Annotated in this window: 10 protein-coding genes; 1 reads left to right on the top strand and 9 read right to left on the bottom strand. The window is 39.9% G+C overall.

All coding sequences use genetic code 11. From position 1 onward, the window contains the following. The first annotated feature begins 417 nt into the window (after window positions 1-417). Window positions 418-657, top strand: coding sequence for a hypothetical protein (locus tag H6G26_RS33925; protein WP_190735440.1), 240 nt, complete (start codon window positions 418-420; stop codon window positions 655-657). Window positions 658-715: 58 nt separating this feature from the next. On the opposite strand, the gene H6G26_RS43140 is transcribed toward H6G26_RS33925, so the two are convergent. The 9 genes from H6G26_RS43140 to H6G26_RS33970 form a co-directional block, all read right to left on the bottom strand. Beyond that, window positions 716-3,385: a GUN4 domain-containing protein gene (locus H6G26_RS43140; RefSeq protein ID WP_242054063.1), complete on the bottom strand. Its 2,670-nt coding sequence runs from the start codon at window positions 3,383-3,385 to the stop codon at window positions 716-718. Further along, on the bottom strand, window positions 3,373-4,485 hold the full coding sequence (locus tag H6G26_RS33935) for a VWA domain-containing protein (RefSeq protein ID WP_190735441.1): 1,113 nt from the start codon (window positions 4,483-4,485) through the stop codon (window positions 3,373-3,375). The genes H6G26_RS43140 and H6G26_RS33935 overlap by 13 nt, the downstream gene beginning before the upstream one ends. After that, complete coding sequence (locus H6G26_RS33940) at window positions 4,475-5,389, bottom strand: MoxR family ATPase (protein WP_190735443.1); 915 nt, start codon at window positions 5,387-5,389, stop codon at window positions 4,475-4,477. The genes H6G26_RS33935 and H6G26_RS33940 overlap by 11 nt, the downstream gene beginning before the upstream one ends. Further along, a complete protein-coding gene (locus H6G26_RS33945; protein ID WP_242054064.1) occupies window positions 5,377-6,471 on the bottom strand; it encodes an XRE family transcriptional regulator in 1,095 nt (364 codons plus the stop codon). Before H6G26_RS33945 ends, H6G26_RS33940 begins: the two co-directional genes overlap by 13 nt. Window positions 6,472-6,528: 57 nt before the next feature. Continuing rightward, window positions 6,529-6,912 carry a hypothetical protein gene (locus H6G26_RS33950; protein WP_190735445.1) on the bottom strand — a complete coding sequence of 128 codons (384 nt, stop codon included), beginning with the start codon at window positions 6,910-6,912 and terminating at the stop codon, window positions 6,529-6,531. Window positions 6,913-7,199: 287 nt separating this feature from the next. Then, a complete protein-coding gene (locus tag H6G26_RS33955) occupies window positions 7,200-8,018 on the bottom strand; it encodes a hypothetical protein (RefSeq protein WP_190735447.1) in 819 nt (272 codons plus the stop codon). 5 nt (window positions 8,019-8,023) lie between these two features. Next, window positions 8,024-9,052, bottom strand: coding sequence for a trypsin-like peptidase domain-containing protein (locus H6G26_RS33960; protein ID WP_190735449.1), 1,029 nt, complete (start codon window positions 9,050-9,052; stop codon window positions 8,024-8,026). 7 nt (window positions 9,053-9,059) lie between these two features. Further along, a complete protein-coding gene (locus H6G26_RS44365; protein WP_190735451.1) occupies window positions 9,060-10,121 on the bottom strand; it encodes a trypsin-like peptidase domain-containing protein in 1,062 nt (353 codons plus the stop codon). Between the two features lie 73 nt (window positions 10,122-10,194). After that, the coding region (locus tag H6G26_RS33970) for a hypothetical protein (protein WP_206757577.1) at window positions 10,195-10,935 on the bottom strand (741 nt) is incomplete at its 5' end.

Here is a 10,935-nt window from a genome sequence, read left to right on the forward strand (position 1 = left end):
CACAGCCTGCGAGCAGCGGGAGCTGTGCGAAGACAACGCAATCGCTAGCTTGGGGTGGTGGAAGGCTATGGTCAAGATTTACAGTAGTTATACAGAGGTATGAATAGATACTATTTTATAAACTAAATGCTGGTAAATCAAGCATTGGTTATTATATACTCTGCTAAGTGAATAACTCGGTAGAGTATTTTTGTGAGAATGCGTCTACTGTGAGCGATCATCTCACGCTTAAGCGCTTGGGCTATCGCGCTCTCCCTTGCCAAAAGCGACAACCGCCCCGCAAGCAGCCTATGATTGCAAGCGAAGGATTATGCGCTCTTATGGGCAAATGGAAACTATTGGTTCCCAAAATAATCGATTTAAGTTCCGCCCTACAGAGGAGCATAAGGTTTTATTTAAGAAATCGCTTGAGCTGTAATGCTTTTAACCAATGCCTTGATTTTGGCTTTAGGCAATGATGCAACTGTATTGCAACAAATTAGCTGGGGTGGTTCTGTGCTGTCATTCATACCAGATATGGTATGTAAACTTGTAGATTATGGCGAGACTATATCTGGCAAACAAGCACTTTGGATTTTTTTAGAATATGTGCGTTCGCAAATGGGCATTGATAAACAGCAACAAATCGACAGGCTACGTCCCTTAATTGATTTATGATTAATGTTTAAGAGAGTTAAATTGCCCATTGTTGATGCTAAGAGCTAAGTAGGGTTATTTACAAACCACATTCTCCAAGTCTTAATGCAAGAGAAGATACCCATTTAATGAAGGAACCCCATATTATTATCCTTTGTGCAGCTATATCATTTGTCCATCTACCACCACCCAATTTTGCTAGTGGTAAATGTCCTAAAGGTGCATTTTCAGAGAAGTTTATATTTTTATATTCTTGCCACGCTCCGTGATTTCCTCTCCAACCCACACGTTTACCAAATTCCAGCCATTTTTCATCATCAGCATTCGGTTTTGCTCCCATACTTTCCCAAATTCGCTTTTGTACGCTAAAGCCAAACCTTCCATTACTGTAGTTTACCCACAGTTGATCTATAGTTTGTAAATCAGTACAAGGAAAATTCTTGATGGATTCTGCATCAAGCCAACCTTCTTCTTCTCTTTTTGCTGCTCTTACCATAAGCTTCAGTGTTTCTTCGTCAGCCTCACCTAAACTGCCATTGGCCAATAAATCTCGCAGATGCGTATAGTCTATTCCCTGCTCGGAACTGAGATTATCTTGGACATTTATTAATTCTCCATAAGTTGCTTCACCCCACAACTCGTATATTGGTTGGTAGCCAAGTTCTTTTTGTGAAATTGCTAAACTAGCGAAATACTCTTGAAATGCAGGATGGAAAAATCCATATACACCCTGTCTATAATTTTCCCCATCGACACCTACTTTATTCAACAATCCTAACCGTAACGCCAACTCAAAAAGAGAATCTGGATTATCCGGCTCACCTAAATGCTTGCATACAAATTGCTGGCTTAACCGAAACTTTGTTACTTCCTGCTCAAACGCATCTTGCGCTAATTCAACTAATGCTGCGTTCAACTGTCTGCGTTCCTCTGCTGTGGTTGCAAACACATCCTTCTTCCATTCATAAAAATCTGCCACAAACTGCTCGTACAACCCTGCTTTTGTTTTTGGTAAATCCCCCCCACTTAAATACCAGTTGGAACATAACAGCGTCAGTCGTAATGGGTTTTTTACTAAATCTCGAATTCGTTCATTCCCCGATTCTCTTAATGCTGCACATAATTTTTGCCCTGTCTGGGTTTTTACTGAAGCTAGAGGGCTAAACCAATTGTTGATAAACTGCTCTACCTGCTGGGGGTAGGAAAACTCTACGATGCGATAATTATCAAAGGAATCTAAGGAGTTACTACTACTATCCCAAAGATTTAACCGACAGGAAAGGACAATCCGGGACTGTTGTAGTAAAGTTTCTGTGCGAAATTGCCGCTCAATCTCTCCTAATGGGTTACTCACTATCCCTTGCATTTCATCCACCCCATCTAGGAACAGCCACACTAATCCCTGGTTAAACTGAGCCACAAAATCATCTTTAATTTGGGTTGATGCTTGAGCTTGTCCACATCTTCGAGCAGATGCTTGCAACCATACTTCTAATAAATATGATTTCAGGTCACGCGATCGTAAATCAGCCAGAGACACCCAAATCACAATCGACTGCTCTATTTCCTGTGATACCCATTGAGCAATCTGTTGCAAGAAAGTTGTTTTTCCCGATCCTGGTTCTCCAATAATCGCAATGCGTTTTCCCTGACTTTTGGGGCTTTGTCTATCTCTAAGTATCTGCTCTAGAAATTGTTGATGTTCAAACCTTTGGGTAATTTCCATTTGGCGATAAAGCTCCGAACTTTGCTCAAGTGATACATCTTGAGATATTCGAGGTTGCTTTTTACGCTCTACCAGACCTAATGGTACATACACCTGTTCAGTTCGATAGGTAATTCCCTCTCCTGATGTTAGCGGGTTTGTGGTAAGTCTCTGCTGGCCGGACAGAATCTCGTGGCTAACTGTTTGCCAGTCAATATTAATCACCTCACCAATAGTGCTATGCTCATCTTGAATTTTTCTAAGAGCAGCCAGTTCTTCTACTTCTAGATGATTCCCTTGTTTTTTATCAATAGTAAATTTTTGCTGATGTGACAAATTTAGCTCTGGTGGAGGAGTTAAGTTAATTCCGGCAATTTCGATATATTCAATATCTACAAATAAATTATTTAATTTTTCTGTCGCGACTTCATAATTTTGATTTACATAATTTTTTATTCCATTTGTATATATTAATAAAGGTTCAAAACCAGATTTTAATAGAGGTTCTGTATAACTTTCAACCAGCGAAGCCACCCGTAACACTTCATACGTATCTTCTTGTTGCATCCTTTCAGATAATCTCTGGGCTAACTCCCGCGCTGCCTCAATGGGCTTAGTATAAACTAACGCTGTCCACTCCTGTGCTTCTCGTAAATCCCGTGTATCTGTGTCATCATCAGTCAATCGCTGTGCTACATAATCAAGTAAAAATTCTCCCAAATCATCAAAGCGTTCCTGTTCAAACTGCTCCTTCAATTCCCGCAACAACAGATTTCGATCGCTAATATCCATCTCATACATTTCATAACCCACTTGCCGACACAACCGCGACAGCAACACATGAGCTACCGCAGTCCAAGGGGCTTCGGGGACAAAGTTTGCCCAAATTTGGTAGAGTAAATCGGGTGTAAGTACCAAAGGAAACGCCGCATGACGAGCCAAGTTGCAGTGTGCTTCCCCAAACTGCTGGGCAAACCCTTCAATTCGTCGCTGGGCAATCCTGACTGCACGGGTTTGGTTAATATCTGCGGTCACATCAGCCATGAGTATATAACCTCCCCTGCGATATATCGACCCCGCAACACACTAATTGCCGCATTCATCCCCTGCAAACTCATTTCAAACATCGGTACAAAACGGGTAATCTCTTCAGCAGTAGTTTGCCACCAGCATTCACTAGGCATCGGGTTGAGCCAAGCAAAATAACGCACCGATTGCTGTAACTGGTCAATCCATGCCTTAGTATTGTCAACCCGTTCTTGGTCAAAATTCCCCCGTGCTGCGCCAGCATCGCTAATAATTAATACTGCCGCTCGTTCGCCAATTTCCTGCAACACTTCAGAAACAGCCTTGGCATCAAGCATTGCCGGATGACGGTACAAGTATTCATCCGGGTAGTCGTGAAAATAAAATACATTAGTTGTTCTCAATCGTCCTCCCCGTTCTGCTGTTTCTACTAACTGCCGCGATAAATCGTGAAACGGCACCATTGAGCCTTCCTGGTCAATTAGTAACACCAAATCAGTGCGATTTGTACGCGGTGGCATAAGTACAGGTTGGAGTAAAGTACCCTCACGCCCAATTTTTGCTACCGTCGCTTCAATATCTAACTCTGTGGCTACTCCTTGGCGCACTGGACGACGTAGGTAACGCCAGCATTGCTTCATTTGTCGTTTGGTAACGGGAAAATACTCTGTCAAAAGCATATAGCGGGGGCGTTTTATCTCCCTATCCGCACGACTAATCCGCACAGCTTGGACTGCTTGTACTGGTTCTGGGGTGATAGTGGGAGTTATCTCTAAATCAGGCAATGGCTCATCAATTGAAGGTGTTTCAACCGGGGGAACCTGTAAATCTTCCCGTGTAAGTTTGGAAATATTATTTTTTGTGCTTTTATCTTCCTTTCTTGATTCTGCTGGAGAATGTCGCCACATCTGCTCAAATAACCGACGAATCAGGCGATTTTCCTCCTCAGACTTTGCCCATAACATACAGCAAAGCTGCTCTAATTCCTGTTTATTGCTAATTCCAAAACCCGCTTCTAAACTACGTACAACCACTAGGTATTCTTCAACCCCCAACGGCAAACCATGCCGCCGCAAGCTGTTAAAAATATCCAACAGTGGTAGTTCTTCAAGCTTCATACTTCAAATACCGCAGATGGTCTTCCCATTTTTTCAACAGAACTTCTGGAAAAGGTATTTCTCCCTCCAACTGCTTTAACACCTCATCTTCAGGAAATTGCTGCAACACTCTAAACCAATCTAGCAACTCACTGGTGCTAACTTTTTTACCTGTTTTCCCCTTCTCCATTTTATGGCGCAATTCGCTAAAACACTTCACCGCAGCTTCCACCAAATCAGAGGAAGATTCCAAAAAGTGTGACTTGACAATATTAGCTAACTGTGAATAAGGAAACTGAATATAATAAAACAGACAACGCCGCAGGAAAGCATCAGGTAAATCCTTTTCATCGTTGCTCGTAACGATGACAATGGGAGGGTAATTTGCTTTTACTTCTTCTCCCTTCTCTTCAATCGTAAACCTCTGCTCATCCAACTCTCGCAATAAATCATTGGGGAAGTCAATATCAGCTTTATCAATTTCATCAATCAGCACTACAGCGCGTTTTTCATTTTTAAACGCACGTCCCAAAGGTCCCAGTTTGATGTAATTGTCTAAATTCTCGACTTTGGAATTGCTAGCTTCCCCCACGCGAGCAAGTTGAGCATCGTGCAAACGACCAACAGCGTCGTAAGTGTAGAGTCCATCCCTGGCTCTAGTTGTAGACTTAATATACCAAGTTTCGTAGGGTAAGCCCAACTCGTAAGCTACTGCCTGCGCTAAGGTGGTTTTACCGCATCCCGGTTCACCTTTGAGCAATAAGGGACGTTTTTCTAAGAAAATGGCAAGGTTAACTGCTTTAATAAGTTCTGAAGATGGCAAGTAAGGAGAAAGCCCATACTTTTGACACTCTTGGGGTGAAATTGGCTTGCCTGCATAATATTGCTTACCATTGGCAGTGAGTACACTTGCTAAATCAACCATTTCGCCAAGCCTCCTTCCCAACTCAAATCAAAGTGCGTGCAAATTTCTTCATAGACAAATTGAGGAATGCCGTTATCGGACTTTTCCCATAATCGCTGATAAGTTAAATCAGCAGGGATCTGCAAATCACGAAAGACTTTCATATCCCTTAGCCAATCTTTTAAGATATCGGGTGGAAACGGACTAAGGGGTGGCAAGTAGAGGGGAATACGGGGATATTCCGGTTCATCAAATTCCTTTGCTAGCATGACTTGTGATTTACAAACACTGCCACAATTATCAACTAGGAACATCAACAAATGCGTATCCTTTAGTGGTGGATTGAGCTTTCCCCTATCTACTAACGGTTCCCAAAACTCCTGAAGCCAGCCTACAAGAACCTTTGGCGGCATAGAGTCAACTTTTTCAAAGATGAGAATGACATCTTGAGTCTGCCAGCGATCGCAAATTTTATCGATAATATTTTCTGGTTTAGTATCTTGAGGCAGTACAAAGGAACGAGCTAGTTGTTTCCATAAGCGTTCAGTACTGCGGTAAGCTGCATTAATGGTTACATCATTTTTAATTGGAGAGTTATTCTTCCATGCTGATTTGATCCGGAATAAACGAGTAACCAGTAATTCCTGCCCACAGTCAGGTTCCCCGTGAATCAGGAATGCAGCTGTTTGATGTTGTTCCAATACATCTTCCACTAACCGCACCTGCTGTTTAAAGTCTATTTGCAGCAGTAAATCAAACAGTAAATGTGGTGGTGTAGAAATAGTTTGGGTTGCTGCTGGCGGTAGAAATTCTACAATCAGTGCATCGATAGTAGCTTGGACATCAATGCCCACATCCTCACGAATTACCTTTAATAATGCACAAAGTGCGGGTTTACCAGAGGATATTTCACCATAAACAACTAATTCATTCACTAAATTAGGAATAAAATCATTCGTAGGTGTATTAAAAGCTAGCTGATACTGAACAGGCGTATTAGTCCCCAATGCCCTGAATAAATACCCCCGACGCTGGCTTTCATTCTCCATCCGGGGTCTAAGCAGGTGTAATATTTTTTGCATTAATTCGCTGTTTACAGACATCTATTAAATCTATGCACCAAACCTTAATTATTATGTGAGTAATCCTCAAATTGCTTACTACTCTGTCTCATCTGTAATACCTTCAAGAAAGCCAATGATTGCTTTACCCCAAGGTGTTTCTTGCACAAAATGCTCACCAGCTTTGAGAGAACCTTTCTTCACACCGTTCCATAGGCGTTTGAGACTCCATATCTTCTGCCATCTTTGAGGTTGAGTACGCTGGATTTCTTTAAACTCAGCATCAATTATAGCGGCTGCTTGCTCCTCGCTGGCGTGAGGATACTGCTGTTGCAATTTTTCGATCAATTGTCTCAAATATTCCAATGATTGCTTGATATCTTGCTCATTAATATTGTTATTCTCAATGTAAGTATCAACTTGCTCAAAAATTTGCACTCTTTTGGCGTTGGGAAAGTTATATTTAGACTGTTGCTCTGGCATATTTTTGATAATGTTATAAATTTCTTCTAATCTTGATTCTAATCTACCAAAATTCTGAATACTTGCTTTTGTATCGTTATCTAAATGAATAGATGGAGAACGATAGGTATATATAAAAGATTTTAAATATTCTAATCCGGGAAATACTGAATAGACTTGTTGGGAAATAACGCAAAAAATCGCTCAAATGTTTACCCCACCTAAGTTTCAAGTATTGTTAGCTAAAATTGCTCAAATGCTTACTGAATTTGGCTTTCGAGCATTTTCTAGCCTATTTCCCAACAACTCTAATCTTTCATAATCATTACAGGGGGAAGTAATGAAACTGGATTGTTATGGGTATGGATTTGCTCATATTTAACATCAATTACCCAAGAAACAAGGACAGCGCTTCTTTGCCAGTGAGAGATTTTTGTCTGCTTTTTAATAAACTCTATTAAAGAACGAGGACATTCATCTTCAAACACCAAACCCAAAAGACCATTTGGCATTCTTGGGCAAGGTTTTAAACCAAAATCATAAGATACAATTTGCGTAATGTTGAAAAACTTATCACGTAGGTCCACAATCTGCTTTTCGGTAAAGTCATCAGCTTTGGTAAAAGCCACTAAATCTACTGATAGGGGAGTTTCCTTCAAGCCTATAAAGTTAAACTCTGCAAACTCTTCGTTTCGGGATAAGTCATAAACTTGTTTGTCACTAATCAAACGGGTTCGCAGTTCAGTAATGAAGCTCATTCGCTTGAATCTGCTATGTTTGTCAGTTTCAACTGAACTTGACTTTTCTTTTTTTGTTAGTTCTTCTATAATCCTTTGCTGCAAATTATCAATTTCTAGCTGTTTGTCTACACCTACATTTTCACGAATAACTTCTAATAATGCACAAATTGTAGGCTTTCCAGGGGCAATTTCTCCAGATAATATCAGTTCGTTTACCATTTGGGGAATGAATACATCTACAGGTGTATCCCATACCAGACGGTTCAAAACGGTTGCATTAGTCCCTAAAGCAATGAAAAGATAAGATCGACGTTGTTGCTTATCCCACATAAATGGTCTAAGGACAAGCAATAATTCTTGAATGATTTCCCCATTGAGGTCTGCCATCTAAATTATCTCTGTAATCTTGCATAAATTTCTGGTGCGTTGTTTTTTAGGTCATTTAATAATGCGATCGCACTTGTACCTTGACTTCTCAAATAACGTTTATTAGTGCCAGGTTCAAGCAAATTTCCTCCACTGTGGTGAATAGCTATTACCTTAAACTCGTTATCAAATACAGGTGAACCAGCTGAGCCAGGAAGGGTAGTTTTAGTATACTGCACTACTTTGTCGTCAGCATATTCAACAAATGTATTCTGCATTGATATTTTTTTGACACTTCCTCCGAGATGCTGAATTATTGCTAAATGATCATTACGATTTATTGACTTACTCTTCAGTTTTAAGGGACTGTAAAAATCTGGTACTTCTTTTATACAGAAAACTGTATAGTCTAGTTCTGCATTTGTATGAAATACACTCTCCGGTTGACCCTGAGCAGTGTGTGTGCTACATTCTTGACGATTTATATCCAATTGGTAATTGAAGATATATTCTGATTGTTTAGCTTCTTCCTGGGTTTTGATTATGTGATTATTCGTCATCAATAAATCGGAGGCAATCATAAAACCAGTACCCGTAGCTTGTGAAGTACCCACACGCACAACGGCTTTGGCAGCTTCAACAGCTAGATTCAAAATGTAAATATCAAGGTTATGCACAGGTGCATAAATAACTAAACTTAGTTTTTGTTTGTTGAAATCATCTGCTTTAATCGATGATTGTTTTTTCAAATTTAATTTGATTTCTTCCAGCAGGTCATCTATGCTTGCTTTTACGTCTTCGCCTACATCTTCATAAATAACTTTTAATAAAGCAATAAGCGCAGGTTCTCCAGGAGTGATTTCACCAAAGGTAATCAGTTCGTTTACCATATTGGGAATAAAAACATTCGCAGGCGTGTCCCACACTAGACGGTACAACACAGGTGCATCATTTCCTAATGCTCTCATTAAACACGCTGAACGCTCCATCTCATTCTTCATATATGGTCTGAGAAGGTGCAGTAATTTTTTCATTAACTCGCGACTTATCCCCATCCACCAACTACTTTGCTAAACGAGCATAAATTTCCGGCGCATTGTTTTTCAAGTCATTTAAAAGCGCGATCGCACTCGTTCCTGCATTACGTAAATACCTTTGTTGGGTATTTGGTTCTACTAACATTCCACCGCTATGGTGAATCCCCACCACCTGAAAATCATCATCGAAAACAGGCGACCCCGATGAACCTGGTTCTGTACTAGTAGTATACTGTAATACTTCATTATCAGCGTAAGCAACAAGGTTATTCTGTATAGAAATTTTCTTTAAATGCCCACCTGGATGCTGAATAATTGCTACGCGGTCATCTCGCCGCATTAGTTTACTCTTGAAGATTAAAGGCTTGCCGAAGCCGGGTACTTCTTTCAGGGTTACTACTGTATAGTCCAATGCTTCGTTAGTGTAAAAAGCACCTCCGGCTAAAGCTCCAATAGTCTGTGTTGGGCATTGCTTACCTTTAATATCCAGTTGATAGTTAAAGCTAAAATCACTTTCCTCTCCTACTTCTGGACTATTAATAACGTGATTGTTCGTCATTAGTAAATCAGGGGCAATCATAAACCCTGTGCCTAAACCGTCTGGAGTGGCGATACGAACCACAGCTTTTGAAGCTTCCAGAGCCAAGTTTAAAATGTAGATATCGCGTAATGTATTTTCCCCAATAATCTTTTCTTTGATATCAGCGGTACTATCTATTCCCTTCCAGTTGCCAATTCCACGGCTAGGACTGACTGGAACATCAAGCGGGTAATTCTGAAATAGTTCTACAATAAAGTTTTTATCTTCATCCCCAGTGTAAGGCTGAATATAGTTGAGGAAGACAGCAAGGGCTTCTTTCTCGTAAGCGACTCGTCCAAATTGAGCTAAAAATCGCACCACTTCCACGGAAACACCCATTGGCGCACCATCCAAATCTAGCCGTGCTAGGATAATATCTGCTTGGGCTACACCTTGTAATGCACCTGCGACTAAACGACGGCGATCGCGCACATTAGCAAAGTCGGGTAAATTTTGGACTATGCGGGTAAGACGTTGGAAGTCAGATATGGATAATTGTACGGTCACGATTATTGTATTTTATGGAACAAACTACTAACACACTTAATTTAGCTTGATATCTAAATGATTGCATTCATCTTTAATATTTGTGTTTTTCTATTTCGACAATGGGTAGAAAAAGTAATGCTTCAATTCTTGATTTGGCTTGGCTATTCATACTACAGTTATTCAACCCATTAATTAGAAGCTGTCCAACAGCATAGTATTTTTCAAGTAACTCCTTATCCTCTGTATCAAATTGCCATTCATGCCCTAGATTTAAGTAATTTCTCATTATTTGCTTTAAATCTAAAGTCCAAGATTCACCGTAAGTTCTCCACCACTCTGAGAAACTTTCTTCTGAATTATAGTTAAAACTTAATACCTGGTGCCAAAGCCTTAGTATACCGTTATAAAAATCGATATGAACTACATTATTAGCTGCAAGGATCTGACATGATTTACCTACATTAGTGAATGCGTAACCAAATTGAATCATTTGTTCTCGAAATCTTTTACTAAAAGGAATATAGGGAGTAAAAAGTCGAGAGCATACAACCAACCAGTAGAGTGAGTGTTCTAAAACGAATAAGTGATTAATTATATTGTTGTTGGTTTCATTTAAAGCAATATATAAATTAAGTGTAGAAATCAAATTACTACTTAAGACAAATGACTGAGAAATTTCGTAATTATAAATTAAGTCAAGATAAAAACCACGGGCTTGGACTTGTGAACAGAAAAATAATTTGGAATTTGATTTATCTAATAACCACCCTAATATCTTCTGTAGTTTTCCATTTTTAGATATGAGATAATCCATTACTTCCTTAATCTTTAA

Source organism: Nostoc sp. FACHB-888 (assembly GCF_014696655.1).
Lineage (GTDB): Bacteria > Cyanobacteriota > Cyanobacteriia > Cyanobacteriales > Nostocaceae > Nostoc.